Origin of the sequence: Mycobacterium sp., from assembly GCF_036273375.1 — a bacterium.
Classification (GTDB): Bacteria; Actinomycetota; Actinomycetes; order Mycobacteriales; family Mycobacteriaceae; genus Mycobacterium.
In genome coordinates this window covers 1-14,560 of record NZ_DASUHS010000128.1, presented here as the reverse complement: position 1 = coordinate 14,560, position 14,560 = coordinate 1, and the positions used below count along the sequence as shown (strand labels likewise).

The 14,560-nt window shown below is 66.0% G+C and carries 16 protein-coding genes; 6 read left to right on the top strand and 10 right to left on the bottom strand.

Annotation, left to right across the window (positions count from 1 at the left end):
• Nucleotides 1–3 precede the first annotated feature (3 nt).
• The 5 genes from VFW69_RS12380 to bfr form a co-directional block, all read right to left on the bottom strand.
• Entirely contained in the window at nucleotides 4–1,356 is a 1,353-nt protein-coding gene (locus tag VFW69_RS12380; protein WP_526501643.1) for a type I glutamate--ammonia ligase, read from the bottom strand.
• 60 nt (nucleotides 1,357–1,416) lie between these two features.
• Nucleotides 1,417–2,301 carry a TIGR03854 family LLM class F420-dependent oxidoreductase gene (locus tag VFW69_RS12375; protein WP_526501608.1) on the bottom strand — a complete coding sequence of 295 codons (885 nt, stop codon included), beginning with the start codon at nucleotides 2,299–2,301 and terminating at the stop codon, nucleotides 1,417–1,419.
• Between the two features lie 80 nt (nucleotides 2,302–2,381).
• Nucleotides 2,382–2,876: a carboxymuconolactone decarboxylase family protein gene (locus VFW69_RS12370; RefSeq protein ID WP_526501606.1), complete on the bottom strand. Its 495-nt coding sequence runs from the start codon at nucleotides 2,874–2,876 to the stop codon at nucleotides 2,382–2,384.
• A gap of 65 nt (nucleotides 2,877–2,941) precedes the next feature.
• Nucleotides 2,942–5,014, bottom strand: a complete 2,073-nt coding sequence (locus VFW69_RS12365) for an MDR family MFS transporter (RefSeq protein WP_526501604.1) — start codon at nucleotides 5,012–5,014, stop codon at nucleotides 2,942–2,944.
• Between the two features lie 88 nt (nucleotides 5,015–5,102).
• On the bottom strand, nucleotides 5,103–5,582 hold the full coding sequence (gene bfr / locus VFW69_RS12360) for a bacterioferritin (protein ID WP_526501602.1): 480 nt from the start codon (nucleotides 5,580–5,582) through the stop codon (nucleotides 5,103–5,105).
• 335 nt (nucleotides 5,583–5,917) lie between these two features.
• Between bfr and VFW69_RS12355 the strand changes: the two genes are divergently transcribed.
• Entirely contained in the window at nucleotides 5,918–6,103 is a 186-nt protein-coding gene (locus VFW69_RS12355; RefSeq protein ID WP_526501600.1) for a (2Fe-2S)-binding protein, read from the top strand.
• Between the two features lie 8 nt (nucleotides 6,104–6,111).
• Here VFW69_RS12355 and VFW69_RS12350 read toward each other — a convergent pair whose 3' ends face one another.
• Genes VFW69_RS12350 through VFW69_RS12335 form a run of 4 tightly spaced genes read right to left on the bottom strand, consistent with a single transcriptional unit; the run spans nucleotide 6,112 to nucleotide 8,996 of the window.
• Nucleotides 6,112–6,861 (bottom strand): enoyl-CoA hydratase/isomerase family protein, encoded by a 750-nt coding sequence (locus VFW69_RS12350; RefSeq protein ID WP_526501598.1) that lies wholly within the window; start codon nucleotides 6,859–6,861, stop codon nucleotides 6,112–6,114.
• 18 nt (nucleotides 6,862–6,879) lie between these two features.
• Complete coding sequence (locus VFW69_RS12345) at nucleotides 6,880–7,323, bottom strand: PPOX class F420-dependent oxidoreductase (protein WP_526501596.1); 444 nt, start codon at nucleotides 7,321–7,323, stop codon at nucleotides 6,880–6,882.
• A gap of 9 nt (nucleotides 7,324–7,332) precedes the next feature.
• Complete coding sequence (locus tag VFW69_RS12340; RefSeq protein WP_526501594.1) at nucleotides 7,333–8,034, bottom strand: EthD domain-containing protein; 702 nt, start codon at nucleotides 8,032–8,034, stop codon at nucleotides 7,333–7,335.
• A gap of 26 nt (nucleotides 8,035–8,060) precedes the next feature.
• The gene (locus VFW69_RS12335; RefSeq protein WP_526501592.1) at nucleotides 8,061–8,996 is read right to left on the bottom strand and encodes a LysR substrate-binding domain-containing protein; all 936 of its coding nucleotides are present in this window, start codon (nucleotides 8,994–8,996) and stop codon (nucleotides 8,061–8,063) included.
• Nucleotides 8,997–9,097: 101 nt separating this feature from the next.
• Here VFW69_RS12335 and VFW69_RS12330 point away from each other — a divergent pair, with 101 nt between their 5' ends.
• The 3 genes from VFW69_RS12330 to VFW69_RS12320 are packed head-to-tail and all read left to right on the top strand — an operon-like array spanning nucleotide 9,098 to nucleotide 11,599.
• Nucleotides 9,098–9,685, top strand: a complete 588-nt coding sequence (locus VFW69_RS12330; RefSeq protein WP_526501590.1) for a peroxiredoxin — start codon at nucleotides 9,098–9,100, stop codon at nucleotides 9,683–9,685.
• A 38-nt stretch (nucleotides 9,686–9,723) separates the two neighbouring features.
• A complete protein-coding gene (locus tag VFW69_RS12325) occupies nucleotides 9,724–10,260 on the top strand; it encodes an alkyl hydroperoxide reductase (RefSeq protein WP_526501588.1) in 537 nt (178 codons plus the stop codon).
• 10 nt (nucleotides 10,261–10,270) lie between these two features.
• Nucleotides 10,271–11,599 (top strand): alpha-amylase family protein, encoded by a 1,329-nt coding sequence (locus VFW69_RS12320; protein WP_526501586.1) that lies wholly within the window; start codon nucleotides 10,271–10,273, stop codon nucleotides 11,597–11,599.
• 45 nt (nucleotides 11,600–11,644) lie between these two features.
• Here VFW69_RS12320 and VFW69_RS12315 read toward each other — a convergent pair whose 3' ends face one another.
• Nucleotides 11,645–12,082 carry a DUF1810 domain-containing protein gene (locus tag VFW69_RS12315; RefSeq protein ID WP_526501584.1) on the bottom strand — a complete coding sequence of 146 codons (438 nt, stop codon included), beginning with the start codon at nucleotides 12,080–12,082 and terminating at the stop codon, nucleotides 11,645–11,647.
• An 18-nt stretch (nucleotides 12,083–12,100) separates the two neighbouring features.
• On the opposite strand from VFW69_RS12315, the gene VFW69_RS12310 reads away from it, so the two are divergent.
• Nucleotides 12,101–13,345 (top strand): alpha-hydroxy acid oxidase, encoded by a 1,245-nt coding sequence (locus VFW69_RS12310; RefSeq protein WP_526501582.1) that lies wholly within the window; start codon nucleotides 12,101–12,103, stop codon nucleotides 13,343–13,345.
• 168 nt (nucleotides 13,346–13,513) lie between these two features.
• Nucleotides 13,514–14,560 (top strand): LON peptidase substrate-binding domain-containing protein (locus VFW69_RS12305; protein ID WP_526501579.1); only part of this gene is annotated, 1,047 nt, incomplete at its 3' end.

The window sequence follows — 14,560 nt, the reverse complement described above, 5'->3', positions numbered from 1 at the left end:
CCGTCACAGACTCCAGGCCATGCGGAACTTGTCCGCCAGCTGCTCGGGTGCGAGGTCGCCGTAGCGCTCCTGCTCGAGGCGGCGAACCGCGACCACCATGTCGACCGCCGGATCGCCGAGGATGCGGCGCAGCGCCTCCGAACCATCAAGCGCCGCAATCGCTTCGGCCTGCGAATCGGGCAAGCGCACGATACCGTCGCGCTCACGGTCGGAATCGGACAGAACGGCCGGGTCGATTGTGATCTCGGGCGGTAACGCCGATTGGCACTTGATTCCGTCCAGAGCCAGGCCGAGGATGGCCGCCGATGCCAGGTACGGGTTCGCCGATGGGTCTACGATTTTCACCTCGACGTTGCCGCCGCGCGGACTTCCCGGTCCGCCGGTGACGAATCGCACTGCAGCCTCGCGATTTTCGGTGCCCCAGCATGCATAGGCACCGGCCCAGTTGCCGGGCCGCATCCGCAAGCCGGAGACGATCGACCCGCACAGCACGCCCTGGGCCTCCGGCAGGCCGCGAACGACGCCCGCTATCGCGCTCTCCCCCGTCGCCGTCATTCCCCGCGATTCGGGGCCGTCTGAGAACACCGGGCCTTCGGACAATGTCAGCGAAAAGTGTTGGTGCGCACCGGAACCAACGCCGTCAGCGAAGGGTGCTGGTGACAGGCTGATGCGCAGCCCGTGGCGGCGGGCCGCGCGGCCGATGATGAGCCGCATCAGTATCAGCTGATCGGCGGCGGCAACCGGGGGCTGCGGTGAGAGTGAAATCTCGAACTGGTTGGCGCCGTACTCTGGGTGAAACTGTTCGATCGAAATGCCGGCTCCCGTCGCCGATCCGATCACGTCCCGCATGAACGCCTCGTGCTCCAGCACGCCGGCCAGGCCGTACTGCGCCCACAAGGTCGACGGCAGCCGGTCGCCGTCCGGGCCGACCAATAGGAATTCGATCTCGTGCCCGATCGCGGCCTCGATGCCGGCTTCGGTGAGTGCGGCCTCGATCCGCCGCAGCGTTCCCCGGCTGCAGGTGGGAACCGGTGTGCCGTCCTGTTCGAAAAATGCGGCGGGCGCCCAGGCCAGACCGTCACCGACGATGCGTAACGCGGACAAGTCGATACGAAGACGTTGATCCCCCACCACGCCCACCTCGGCGGTGAAGGCGATGCCGGTCTGATCGATGGCGAACGCGTGCCACGACGGGCTGGCCCCCAGCCCAGGATCCGCGAACGTGTTCGTTCGCCGGATCGGAACAGTCTTGGCCAGGGTCAGCCCGGCGGGATTCACCACAGTGCCGATCACCGTGTCGACGCCCTCGGCCTCCAGCTGGGCAATGGCCGCGGCGGCAAGCGGTGTGCCGGTCATGGCAGCCATTCTCCCAACCTCGAACCACTCCGGTACGGCAAACGGCGTCACCCGTACCGTTCAGTTCTGCCGGCCGACGAGTTCGGTGACGAACCGATCCAGGAAGCCATCCACTGGCGCTTTACCCACCGGGCGGATGACGAATTTCGTCAATCCCGCCTCGATGTAGGCGTCGAGTTGCCGGTGCAACTGATCCCACCCGGCGGCAACCAGTTCGCCGGGGTCACGGTCCGGGCGGCGCCGTCGTACCGCCGCGGCCAATTCCGCGGGCAATTCTCTGTCTTCTGCAACGGCTAACGAGATGCCGAAGTGGTCGGGCTCGATACTGCGCCCGGCCTGTGCGGCCGCCCGCTCGATCGCTTCGCGCCCTGCCCGGGCCTCCGCCGGGATGAGGAAGCTGCCCAGCCAGCCGTCGCCCAGCGCGCCGATGCGTCGAAACGCCGCGGGCGCCGAACCGCCGACCCAGATGTCCAGCGGCGGTGTCGGTCTCGGGGCGACGGCCACATCGGTGACGCTGAAATACCGGCCGGTGAACGTCGCCGACTCCTCGACCAGTGCCGCACGCAGCAGCCGCAGCGACTCGTCGAACACCGCCGCGCGCTCGCCGTCAGGTACCACGAAGACCGCGCGTTCGGCCGGTATGGCCGAGCGCAGGCCAAAAACGGGAAGCACCCGCTTCGGCGCGACGGCCGCCAGGGACGCCAACTGCTTCGCCACCAGCACCGGATGCCGCCCGGGCAGCACGGCCACCGACGTGCCCACCTTCAACCGGGTCGTCCGCGCGAGTGCATACGCCATGCCGACCACCGGATCGACCGCTGGGGAATACACCAGCTCGGAAAACCACAGCGAGTCCACCCCGCCGGCCTCGAGGTGATCGACGATGGCGGCCAGCTGATCAGGGGCGGTATCCGCACCGAGTCCGACGCCAAACCGAATCTTCACGGCTTCACCCTCCATGCCCGTCGTTGCGTACGTGTCGCAACAAGGGGGTCGCGCCGTTTGTGCCCGCGAACGTCAGGTGACTATGCGCGGCTGGGCAAGGTAAGCATGCAGGCCTGGCCGATATCCAGCGTCCGCAGCATCCGCCCCATGCCGAGCCACAGCGCACAAGACAGCGCGAGGTCGGCAAGCAGCTCCTCCGAGAAGTGCTCGCTGCACCGGTCCCAGAAGTCCTCGTCGTCGCGCAAATTGGTGTGCTTGGTGGCGAACCGGTGCGCGAATTCCGCGGCCAGGCGCTCCTCTTCGCTGTAGCCCGGCCAGGTGCGCCACTCCGTCGCGTGGTAGTACAACTGCTCGTCGACACCGGCGGCGGGCCCGTCGGCATCGCGGGTGTTGAGGCAAACGATGCATTCGTTGTGGTGGGCGATCACCGCACGCGCCAGTTCGCGGGTCCGGATCGGCAGCCGGTTCTTGGTGTAGACCGCCTGGCTGAAGCGGGCGATCGCGCCCCCGAGGTCAGGGGATTTCGTGGCCCAGCTGTAGACGTCGTCGTCAGCAAATGTTCCGATTCGGCTCATGGCGTGATGGTACGCCCGCGTCAGAGCCCGGAGTGGGGATGTCGGCGAATGGGTTTCGGCACCGGTTAGCGAGCGGCCGACGGGATGGCTATGGTTGGTTGCTCGTCGTGCCAATCACGTTGCGCCAGAACGCGATAGGCGACGCGATCCAGGGCTGCTTCCACCGCGCGGCGGTCCGGGCGGCCCTCGAAGCTCGGTGACCGGGCGAGCTTGTCGACGAGCCACGCCAGCAGCAGCCAGTGCACGTAGCCGACTTGTTGTCCCCCGGCCGGCGTGAGCCAGATCTGTTCGCCCTCGCGCTGGGCGTAACCGGCGGACACCAGGTGCGCGAAGGTGGGTTCGAGAACCTCGAACGGTACCCGTAGGTAGTCGGCCATGTCGGTGAGCCGGGCGGTTCCGTACATCTGTGTGTAGCGATTGATCCGCAGGACTCCCCACAGACCGGCGACGTCGAGCCGGCAATCCGGTCGCATCGCAATGCTGCGCAGCCGCATGCCGGTCTCGCCACGCAGCATCCGCGCGATGGCGTTCTCCAGCATCTGGTCCGGTGTCTCGGTGTTGGGCATGCCGAACGCGTCGCCGAGATCGATTGTGCTGTCGTGCATTTCCCGGAGCGGGACCTCGCGCAGGAACAGTGCAACCACGAACCCCACCAGCGCGACCGGAACCGCCCAGAGGAACACGTGGGTGAGCGACTCGGCGTAGGCGGCGACGATCGGGGCGGCCGCCTGGGGTGGCAGCCGGTGCAACGCCTCCGGCGACGCGGCCGCCGCGGCCGGCGCGCGGCTGGCCACCATCGCCGGGCCGATCCGGCTGTGCAGAAAGTTAGTGAACAGCGAACCGAAGATGGCGGCTCCGAACGAGCTGCCGATCGTGCGGAAGAAGGTGACGCCGGAGGTCGCGACGCCCAGGTCGTCGAAGCTCGAGGTGTTCTGCACGATCAGGACCAGGGTCTGCATGCACATCCCGATCCCGGCGCCAAGGATGACGAGGAACACCGATTGGACGAAAGCGGATGTCGACGGGTCCATTCGCGACATCAGAAAGAATGCCACCGCCATGACGGCGGTGCCGGCGACGGGGAAGACTTTGTATCTGCCTGTGCGGCCGACGATGACACCACTGCCCATCGAGGTCGTCAGCATCCCGAGCACCATCGGCAACGTGCGCAGGCCCGACGTGGTGGCCGACACACCGTCGACGAATTGCATGTACGTCGGCAGGAACGTCAGGGCGCCCAGCATCGCGAACCCGACCACGAAAGACAGCACACAGCAGACGGTGAACACCGAACTCCGGAAGAGCCGGATCGGCAGGATCGGCGCGGCGGCGCGGCTTTCCGCCCATGCGAAGATGCACAACGCGATCACCGAGCCGACGTACAAGCCGATGATCGTGGGCGATCCCCACGGGTAGGTGGTCCCGCCCCAACTGGTGGCCAGTGTCAGGCCGGCGGCGCCCAGCCCGACGAACAGGATCCCGGTGTAGTCGATGACCGGTTTGGTGCGGTCGGTCAGCGCCGGGATGGCGGCGGCCGCCACGAAGAAGACCACGACCGAGATCGGCACGTTGATCCAGAACGCCCACCGCCAGGTGAAGTGGTCGGTGAAGTAGCCGCCGAGCAAGGGACCGATCACGGTGGTGACGCCGAACACCGCTCCCATCGCCCCTTGGTAGCGGCCGCGCTCCCGCAGCGGGATCACCTCGCCGATCAGGGCCATGGCGGTAACCATGAGCCCGCCGCCACCGATGCCCTGCAGAGCGCGCGACGCGACCAGCATGCCCATCGAACTCGAGAGCCCGCACAGCACGGATCCGGCGACAAAGAACACGACGGCCGCCTGGAACACGCGCTTGCGGCCGAACAGGTCACCGAACTTGCCGACGAGGGCGGTGATGATGGTCGAGGCGAGGAGGTAGCTGGTCACCACCCACGATTGATGGCCTGCGCCACCGAGATTGGCGACGATGGTTGGCAATGCGGTCGCCACGATCGTCTGGTCCAGTGCGGCCATCAGCATGCCGAGCAGGACTGCCACGAAGATGAAATTGCGTCGCTGCGGGTCGACTGCGACATTGCCGGGTTGCGAATCCGAAGCGTGGCCGGCCGGAGCCGCTGCTGGTGTCGCCCTCGTCATGCCTGCCTTCCCCTAAGGCGTTCGATGGTAATGAGTGCCCACGGTCAACCGGTGGCAACCAAAACCCCCGTAGGGCGGCGCCCGAGAGTCAGCTGGGCGGCCGCGACACGCACTGCGCCGAGTACAGCTCCACGCCCAGCTTGTCCATCAACTCGAGCTGGGTTTCGAGGTAGTCGATGTGCTTCTCCTCGTCGGCCACGATGTCCTCGAACAGGTTGGCGGTGGTGGAGTCCTGCTTCTCCCGGCACAGGATGATCGCCGGCTTGAGCCGGTCCATTACCTCGTATTCGATGGCCAGGTCGGCCTCGAACTGCTCGCGCAGCGTCTGGCCGATGCGCAGCGAGAAGAGGCGCTGATAGTTCGGCAACCCATCGAGCAACAGGATGCGGTCGGTGATCGCCTCGGCGTGTCGCATCTCGTCGAAAGACTCGGCCCGGGTGTGCTCAGCTAACTCGGTGAAACCCCAGTTGTCCTGCATCTTGGAGTGCAGGAAGTATTGGTTGATCGCGGTGAGCTCGCTGGTCAACTGCTCATTGAGCAGGCGCAAAACTTCCGAATCCCCTTGCATTGGCACTCCTACGGTGTGGCCGGCTGTCCTGTGTGGCCGCGGTGGGTGCGCTGGGCTGGAGCGCACGAACCTGGGCCGTAGCAGCACTTTGCCACGCCCGCCTGGAATGTTCCAGCAAGGTTTGGCTGCACTCAGTGACGTCCCGAGTGAAGTAAGTCACCCCTTGGTTAGGTTAGACTGCGCTAAGGAACTTAGGTTAGACTCTGCTAATAAGCGGCCATGCGCATTCGGCTTCATCGCTATGGTGCCCGATGACTCGAACGCCGGAGTCGAGGACGAATCGCAGACGCTCGACCGATCGACGAAGAGAACGCGGACGTGCAGGAGGTGCGCTGATGTACGTGTGCCTCTGTGTTGGTGCGACCAACCAGACCGTGTGCGACGTCGTTGCACGGGGCGCATCGACCTCCAAAGAGATCGCCGCCGCATGTGGGGCCGGCGGTGACTGCGGCCGCTGTCGGCGCACCCTGCGTGCCATCCTCGCCGGCTCGGCCAAATTGGAAACGGCTCAGTCGGTTTAGCTACCGCGTCAGCGTTTGTTGAAGTCGGCCAGGGCCGCCGCGTTGGCTTGCGCACCCATGAGTTCGGCGAAGTGCGCGTTTTCCCGGGCGGTGGCCGCCACGATCTCCGGGCGGACAGGTTCCATCATCGTGTGCTTGACGGCCATCAGGCTCGAAATCGGCCGGGACGCAAGAATTTCGGCGTGCTGACGGGCCTGCGCCAACAGCTCGTCGGGTTCGCAGACGCGCCAGACGAGTCCCATGCGCAAAGCCTCGTCGGCGCCAATCCATTCCGACGACATCAACAGCCAGGCCGCGTTCTGCCGCCCCACCAGCTGGGGCAACAGATATGACGAAGCCGCTTCTGGCGCCACGCCCAGGCTGGTGAACGGGCACTTCAGACGGGCGGTCGACGACATGAATGCCAGGTCGGCGTAGCCGAGGATGGTGGCACCGATCCCGACGCCCACGCCGTTCACCGCGCAGATCAGTGGCTTGGGAAACGCGCGGAGTGCATTGATCAGTCCGATGAAGCCGTGCTTACCCGGGGCGAAGCCGGGGTCGGTGATGCGAGCCTGCATCTCGGCCAGGTCGGTGCCGGCGCTGAAGCCACGCCCCGCGCCGGTCAACAGCACGACGGCGACCTCGGGATCCTCGGCGGCGGCGAGCAGCGCCTCGGCCGTGGCGTCGTAGAGGGCTTCGTTGAACGCGTTGAGCGCGTCGGGCCGGTTCAGCGTGAGGGTGCGCACCCGTTTCTCGTCATCGATCTGCAGCGTCACGCCAGCAGCCTAACGAGGTTAGCCGTTGCTGTAGACGCGGGTTGGGGCGATCAGCGCCACGGCGCGCCCCTCCGAAGACATCACCCGGTCGTACTCGTCCCAGTTGTCGTGGGTGCCGCCCGCGGCGGTGAACACCTCGCGCAGCAGCAACCGCAACTGATCTGCGTCCGTCAGCCAGGGCTGCGCATCGGCAGGGCCCACCAGTTCGGCGCGGCCCTCGACGGTTGCCCACTGCCATCCGTTGCGGAAAGTCACCGCCAGCTGCGGCCGGGTGCGCAGGTTGGCCAGCTTGACCCTGCCGTAGGTGGTGAAGCCGAGGACTTGTTCGCCATTCGAAGGGTGCGCCAGCAGGCCCACGTTGACCAGCGAAGCCTGCACGGTCCCGTCAGCGCGAACGGTGGAGATCACCGCCAGACCGCTTTCTCCCTTGGCCAACGCGACTGCGTCGTCGAGTGTTGTCATGAGCGGTCCTCAATCCCGGAACGGTGTTTCGAATACGTAGCGGCTCGTCGGCACGGTGTCGATGTTCTCGTTGGCACCGAATGCAGTTGTGCTGGCGACCATTCGGCCCAACCGGTCCTGTAGGTCGTTGTCATCGGCGGCTCCGAAGAACGCCTTGAGGTCAGTGATGGCCTCCGGCGGGAACAACTCCTCGACGATGCCCGCGATTCCCGGTGCATCCGGGGTAAGCGCCCGCACCACCCAATTCTGGGTGTAACCGAACGTCGACTGCGTTTCAATGGCTACCGACGTGTGGTCACGTTGCCAACGGTTCAGCCAGGTTGCCTGGTCCATGCCATCAGGACGGCGCAGCAGTGCGATGTTAGCTAAACCCGTTGTGCGAGCACCAGATTCGGAAGGAGGAGCGCTCAGTGGGACCGATTCGGTCACCAGGTAAGCGGCCAGCTGCTCACATTCCTGGGCGAGGAATTTGAGTGCCGCGGTGGTTTGGTCGCCGTAGCACTGTTGGGTCCACATGCTCACCACCGCGACCACTGGCGGGTCCAAGGTTGTCAGTGTCATCAGCGAGTCACGCACGGCACTGTCACGAACGTTCATCTGCAGCCCGGCGACGCCCAGTTGCAGCAGCGCGTCGGCGACGTGACCTCGTTGCCGGGCGCACCAGGCGTCATCGGGCTCGGCACGCATCAGCACAGCGATGACCTTCTCCATACGCAGAACTTACAGTCGGTGCCCGGCTACTTCACCAGCCGTACCTGGTGGTGGCGGCTGACCAATGTGCCGATGAGCCCGGCCAGCTGGCGGTAGGGCTCGTCGCGCCCGCTCGACGAGCGGAAAACCAAACCGATCCGCCGGCCAGGGCGGGGCGCGGCGAACTGCGCGAGGCCCAGGCGGCTTCGGGACGCCTCGACCGGCACCGCGCTCTGGGGGATGAGCGTCACGCCCAGCCCGCCGGTCACACATTGCACCGCGGTCGCCAGCGACGCCGCCCGGGTATTGGCCAGCTCCGCTCGCACACCCGCTTTGTGGCAGACGTCGAGTGCTTGATCGCGCAGGCAGTGCCCCTCATCCAGCAACAGCAGCGGCAGGTCGGCCAGGGCGGTCGTGGACACCCGGCGCTTGCCTGCCAGCGGATGGCCCGGAGGCAGGGCGAGTACGAAATCCTCGTCATAGATCGGGATCGCGGTGAGGCCGGCGCCCTCGGCGGGCAGGGCGATCAGGGCCGCGTCCAACGCGCCCTCCCGCAATACCGCCAACAGCCGTTCGGTCTGGTCTTCGGTCACCCGCAGCGTCAGCTCCGGCAGCTGTTCGGCAACGCCGGCCAGCACCGTCGGCAGCACATAGGGCGCCACCGTGGGTATCAGGCCCAGCCGCATGCCGGCGCGCAGCGGGTCCGACGAACCCGCGGCCGCGGCGCTGAACGCGTCCGCCGCCTCGACGACGGCCTGTGCGCGCGACAGCAGCTGCCTGCCCTCCGTTGTCAAGAAGACACGCCGGGTAGAGCGCTCCACCAGCTGGGTGCCCAACCCGGCTTCCAGCGCCGCCAGCGCCTGCGACAGCGTCGACTGACTTAAGCCGAGAGCGGTTGCTGCACTGCTGAATTGCCGTTTCTCGGCGACCGTGACGAATGCGCGTAGACCGGCGATCGTGGGTTGATAACTCTTATCGGGCATACCTATAAACCTAGTGGGAAATATCACCTTTACTTCAACTAGGGTACGCGGCAACATGGTGAAGGAAAGCTAATCTTGAATAATTCCAGACAAGGAGCGATATGCCTCTGCTGACCATCGGCGACCAGTTCCCCGCCTACGAGCTCACTGCGCTGATCGCGGGCGATCTGTCCAAGGTCGACGCCAGGCAGCCTGGGGACTACTTCACCACGATCACCAACGAGGACCACGCCGGCAAGTGGCGCGTGGTGTTCTTCTGGCCGAAGGACTTCACCTTCGTGTGCCCGACCGAGATTGCCGCGTTCGGCAAGCTCAACGACGAATTCGAAGACCGCGACGCGCAGGTGCTCGGCGTTTCGATCGACAGCGAGTTCGTGCACTTCAACTGGCGTGCACAGCACGACGACCTGAAGAAGCTGCCCTTCCCGATGCTCTCGGACATCAAGCGGGAGCTGAGCCTGGGCACCGGTGTGCTCAACGCCGACGGCGTGGCCGACCGGGCGACCTTCCTGGTCGACCCGAACAACGAGATCCAGTTCGTTTCGGTCACCGCGGGTTCCGTGGGCCGCAACGTCGAAGAAGTGCTGCGTGTCCTGGACGCACTGCAGTCCGACGAGCTGTGCGCCTGCAACTGGCGCAAGGGTGACCCGACGCTGGACGCCACCGAGCTGCTCAAGCAGTCCGCCTGATTCTCACTTGATCGCATAAGGTCGAATTAGGAGGCGAGATGAGCGTCGAAAACCTGAAAGAAGTGCTGCCGGAGTACGCCAAGGACCTCAAGCTCAACCTGGGCTCGATCACACGCACGACCGAGCTCAACGAAGAGCAGCTGTGGGGCACGCTGCTGGCCAGCGCCGCAGCGACCCGGAACACGCAGGTGCTCACGGAGATTGGGGCCGAGGCGGCCGACATCCTGTCCGCCGAGGCTTACAACGCGGCGCTGGGAGCCGCATCGATCATGGGCATGAACAATGTGTTCTACCGTGGCCGGGGTTTTTTGGACGGCAAGTACGACGATCTGCGCGCGGGGTTGCGGATGAACATCATCGCCAACCCCGGCGTGGAGAAGGCGAACTTCGAGCTGTGGTCCTTCGCGGTGTCGTCGATCAACGGATGCCCGGATTGCGTGGCCGCTCACGAGCACACGCTGCGCGAAGCCGGTGTCAGCCGGGAAACCATCCAGGAGGCATTGAAGGCCGCGGCGATCATTTCCGGTGTGGCACAAGCGATCATCGCCGCCCAGACGCTGGCAGCCGTCGGCTGATCGCGCCATCGTGACCAGTGCCGTGACCAAACCCGCCTGGGTCCAGCACGCGATCTGGTGGCAGGTCTACCCCCTGGGGTTCGTGGGAGCATTCCCCACAACGCAGTCAAACGAGCCGCCGCCGCCGGAGGAACACCGGTTGCGGCGGCTCGTCGACTGGTTGGATCATGCCATCGAACTCGGAGCATCGGGCATTGCACTGGGGCCCATCTTCGCCTCGCGCACACACGGTTACGACACCACCGACCACTACCGCATCGATCCGCGGCTGGGTGATGACGCCGACTTCGACCACCTGGTCGCCGAGGCGCATCACCGCGGACTGCGGGTACTTCTCGACGGGGTGTTCAATCACGTCGGGGAGGATTTCGCACGCTACCGCCAGGCGGCCGATGACGACGGGTCCGCACGGTGGTTTCGCGGACGGCCCGGTCGTTTCCACACCTTCGAAGGCCACTCCGGGCTGATCACCCTCAACCACGACAACCCCGAAGTCGCCGACTACACCGTCGACGTGATGGCGCACTGGTTGGGGCGCGGTGCCGACGCTTGGCGTCTCGATGCCGCTTACGCCGTGCCACAACAGTTCTGGGCCTCGACCCTACCGAGAGTGCGTGAGCGCTACCCGGACGCCTGGTTCGTCGGCGAACTCATTCACGGTGACTACGCCGCGGACGTGCAGGCCGCCGCCTTCGACTCGGCCACGCAATACGAGCTGTGGAAAGCGATCTGGAGCAGCCTCAACGACGGCAACTTCTTCGAACTCGATTGGGCGCTGCAGCGGCACAATGACTTTTTGACCGCCTTCTCGCCGCTGACGTTCATCGGCAACCACGACGTCACCCGCATCGCCAGCCGCCTGGAGACCCCCGAACACGTGGCCCACGCGCTGGTGCTGTTGCTGACCATCGGCGGGGTGCCCAGTGTGTACGCCGGCGACGAACTCGGGTTTCAGGGAGTGAAGGAAGAACGGTACGGCGGCGACGACGCAGTACGACCCGAGTTCGGCTTTCCCCCACTGCAACTGGATGACTTCGGCGTCGAGACCTGGCGGCTGCACCAATATCTGGTCGGGTTGCGGCGCCGCTACCCCTGGCTGCACGCGGCATCCACCACCGCACGGCTGCTGAAAAACCGGCACTACGTGTACGAGACGCGCAACGGCGACGATGCACTGCTGGTGGTGCTCAATCTCGACGACGAACCGTTGCGAATCTCGCTACCGGAGCTGGGCACGGCCCGCGCGCAGGTGGTCGGCGGATCGGCAGCCCCGCCGCAGGAGGTCGTCGACACCGTCGCGGTCGAGGCCCGGGGGTGGCGGATCCTAAGCCCGGCCTAGGGGCGATCGCGAGCACGGCGTAGCCGGGCGAAGCGGGTCGCCCCCTCAGGAATTCGTCAGACGTTCCAACGTCAGCCGGTCTTCGTGGCCGTCGTAATACTTGTCGAGCACCGCGATGAAGTCCTGATTATCCTCGGTGGCGTGGGCGAACAGCGTCATCGACGAGCACAGTTTGAGGTCGTCCGGCGAGCCGAAAATCTGCCCGATCGATCGCCCCTGTACCCCGGAGACCAGCCGGGAGCACTCGTGCAACCGTGGGCCCAATAGCTCATGGCGCAGGTATGCGCCGGCTTCGTCGCGCGAGGCGATGCCGAAACGGGCCGCCATGGCACTGCCGCCCAGCCCGCGCAGCTGCGGAAAGACGAACCACATCCAGTGACTGCGTTTTCGCCCGGCGCGTAGCTCGTCGATGACATCGCCGTACACCGGTGCCTGTGCGTCGACAAAACGTTTGAGATCGAAGGGGTCGCCTGCCGATTCCATATGACTACGGTTGCACATATGGCAGTCCAACGACGAGTGCCCAAAGTGCGAGACCTGGCACCGCTGTTGCAATTCAAGCGGCCCCGGTTCAACGCGACGAGGCGCCGCCTCGACGCCGCCTACACCATCGAGGATCTGCGAGCCATCGCCAAACGCCGCACTCCCAAGGCGGCGTTCGACTACACCGACGGCGCCGCCGAAAACGAGCTGTCCATCGAACGTGCGCGACAAGCGTTCCGCGACATCGAATTTCATCCGACAATCCTGCGCGACGTCAGCAATGTCACTGCCGGCTGGGACGTGCTGGGCCAGCCGGTGGTGTTGCCCTTCGGGATCGCGCCCACCGGTTTCACCCGATTGATGCACACCGAGGGCGAGATCGCCGGCGCGCAAGCGGCGGCGCGGGCGGGGATCCCGTTCTCGCTGTCCACGCTGGGCACCTGCGCGATCGAAGATCTCGTCACCGCCGTTCCCCAGGGCCGAAAGTGGTTCCAGCTCTATATGTGGCGCGACCGCGAGCGGTCGATGGCGCTGGTGCAGCGCGCTGCCGCCGCGGGATTCGACACCCTGCTGGCCACCGTCGACGTTCCCGTCTCCGGTGTCCGGCTGCGGGATAACCGCAATGGCATGACGATCCCACCCACGCTGACGCTGCGCACCGTGCTCGACGCGGTGCCGCACCCTAAATGGTGGTTCGATCTGCTGACCACCGAGCCGCTGGCATTCGCCTCGTTGGATCGCTGGCCGGGCACCGTCTCCGAGTACCTGAGCACCATGTTCGACCCGAGCCTCACCTTCGATGACCTGGAATGGATCAAGGCGCAATGGCCCGGCAAGCTCGTCGTGAAGGGAATTCAGACACTCGAGGATGCGCGCGCCGTCGTCGACCGCGGCGTCGACGGCCTGGTGTTGTCCAATCATGGTGGGCGCCAACTGGACCGGGCCCCCGTGCCCTTTCACCTGCTGCCCATTGTCGCCCGCGAGCTTGGGAAAGACACCGAGGTTTTGGTGGACACCGGCATCATGTCGGGCGCCGACATCGTCGCCGCTATCGCACTGGGGGCCCGCTGCACGCTGGTCGGGCGGGCCTACCTGTTTGGCCTGATGGCCGGCGGCGAGGCGGGCGTGAGCCGCGCGATCGACATCCTGGCGAGCGGCATCCTGAGGACCATGGCGCTGCTCGGCGTCACCTGTCTGGAAGAGCTGTCGCCCGAGCACGTCACGCAGCTCAAGCGGTTGGGTCCCGTTTCGCCGCCAGCGTAACGCTGCTGGGACGGCCGCCTCGCCGGCGCCGAGATTGCTGCTAGGGCGGTGAATCGGGCGCCGACCACGACCCTCTCCGCAATCTCGCTGCGTTCGCCGCGATCGCAGCGGGAACAAACCGCCGCGCGGTGGGGTTAAGCGCATCAGACTCAACTTTTGGAGGATTTGATGGCTGAAGCCAAGTCGGTGCCGGTGCTGTTTGTCACTGACACCATCGTGTTGCCCGGAATGGTGGTGCCGATAGCGCTGGACGACGCCGCCCGTGCGGCGATCGACGCCGCTTCGGCGAGCGAATCGGGGCAGCTCCTGATTGCCCCCCGGCTCGAGGACCGGTATCCGTCGCACGGCGTGGTCGCGAAAATCTTGCAGGTCGGACGCATCGCCGGCGGCGGCACCGCCGCGGTGGTGCGCGGTGAGCGCAGGGCCCAGATAGGGGCGGGAGCGTCCGGACCCGGTGCGGCGTTGTGGGTCGAGGTGACCGAGGTCCCCGAGATCGAGACGACCGACGAAATCAAGGCGCTGACGGCGGAGTACAAGAAGCTGCTGCTGGCTATGCTGCAACGCCGAGAAGCCTGGGAGATCATCGATTACGTCAACAGGCTGACCGATCCGTCGGCGCTGGCGGACACCTCCGGGTACGCCTCCTACCTGACCAACGCCCAGAAGCGGCAGCTGCTGGAGACCGTCGAGGTCGCCGAGCGGCTGCGCGTGCTGATCGATTGGACCAGCGAGCACCTCGCCGAAGTCGAGGTGAGCGACAAGATCGCCGAGGACGTGCGCGAGGGCATGGAGAAGACGCAGAAGGAGTTCCTGCTGCGCCAACAGCTGGCCGCCATCCGCAAGGAACTGGGCGAGGGCGAACCTGACGGTTCGGATGACTACCGGGCCCGCGTCGACGCGGCCGAGCTGCCCGAGAAGGTGCGCGAGGCCGCGCTGCGCGAGGTCGGCAAGCTGGAACGCTCCAGCGAACAGAGCCCGGAGGGCGGCTGGATCCGCACCTGGCTGGACACCGTCCTGGACCTGCCGTGGAACACCCGGACGGAGGATTCGACCGACCTGAAGGCCGCGCGCGAGATTCTGGACGCCGATCACCACGGGCTGGAAGACGTCAAGGACCGAATCGTCGAATACCTGGCCGTGCGGGCGCGTCGCACCCAGCGCGGGATGGCGGTCGTCGGCGGTCGCGGCTCCGGCGCCGTGATGGTGCTGGCCGGT

Coding starts and splice junctions, on each gene's coding strand:
- VFW69_RS12380 (WP_526501643.1), bottom strand. CDS start 1,356: ATGACCGGCACACCGCTTGCCGCCGCGGCCATTGCCCAGCTGGAGGCC.
- VFW69_RS12370 (WP_526501606.1), bottom strand. CDS start 2,876: ATGAGCCGAATCGGAACATTTGCTGACGACGACGTCTACAGCTGGGCC.
- VFW69_RS12365 (WP_526501604.1), bottom strand. CDS start 5,014: ATGACGAGGGCGACACCAGCAGCGGCTCCGGCCGGCCACGCTTCGGAT.
- bfr (WP_526501602.1), bottom strand. CDS start 5,582: ATGCAAGGGGATTCGGAAGTTTTGCGCCTGCTCAATGAGCAGTTGACC.
- VFW69_RS12355 (WP_526501600.1), top strand. CDS start 5,918: ATGTACGTGTGCCTCTGTGTTGGTGCGACCAACCAGACCGTGTGCGAC.
- VFW69_RS12345 (WP_526501596.1), bottom strand. CDS start 7,323: ATGACAACACTCGACGACGCAGTCGCGTTGGCCAAGGGAGAAAGCGGT.
- VFW69_RS12340 (WP_526501594.1), bottom strand. CDS start 8,034: ATGGAGAAGGTCATCGCTGTGCTGATGCGTGCCGAGCCCGATGACGCC.
- VFW69_RS12335 (WP_526501592.1), bottom strand. CDS start 8,996: ATGCCCGATAAGAGTTATCAACCCACGATCGCCGGTCTACGCGCATTC.
- VFW69_RS12330 (WP_526501590.1), top strand. CDS start 9,098: ATGCCTCTGCTGACCATCGGCGACCAGTTCCCCGCCTACGAGCTCACT.
- VFW69_RS12325 (WP_526501588.1), top strand. CDS start 9,724: ATGAGCGTCGAAAACCTGAAAGAAGTGCTGCCGGAGTACGCCAAGGAC.
- VFW69_RS12315 (WP_526501584.1), bottom strand. CDS start 12,082: ATGGAATCGGCAGGCGACCCCTTCGATCTCAAACGTTTTGTCGACGCA.
- VFW69_RS12310 (WP_526501582.1), top strand. CDS start 12,101: ATGGCAGTCCAACGACGAGTGCCCAAAGTGCGAGACCTGGCACCGCTG.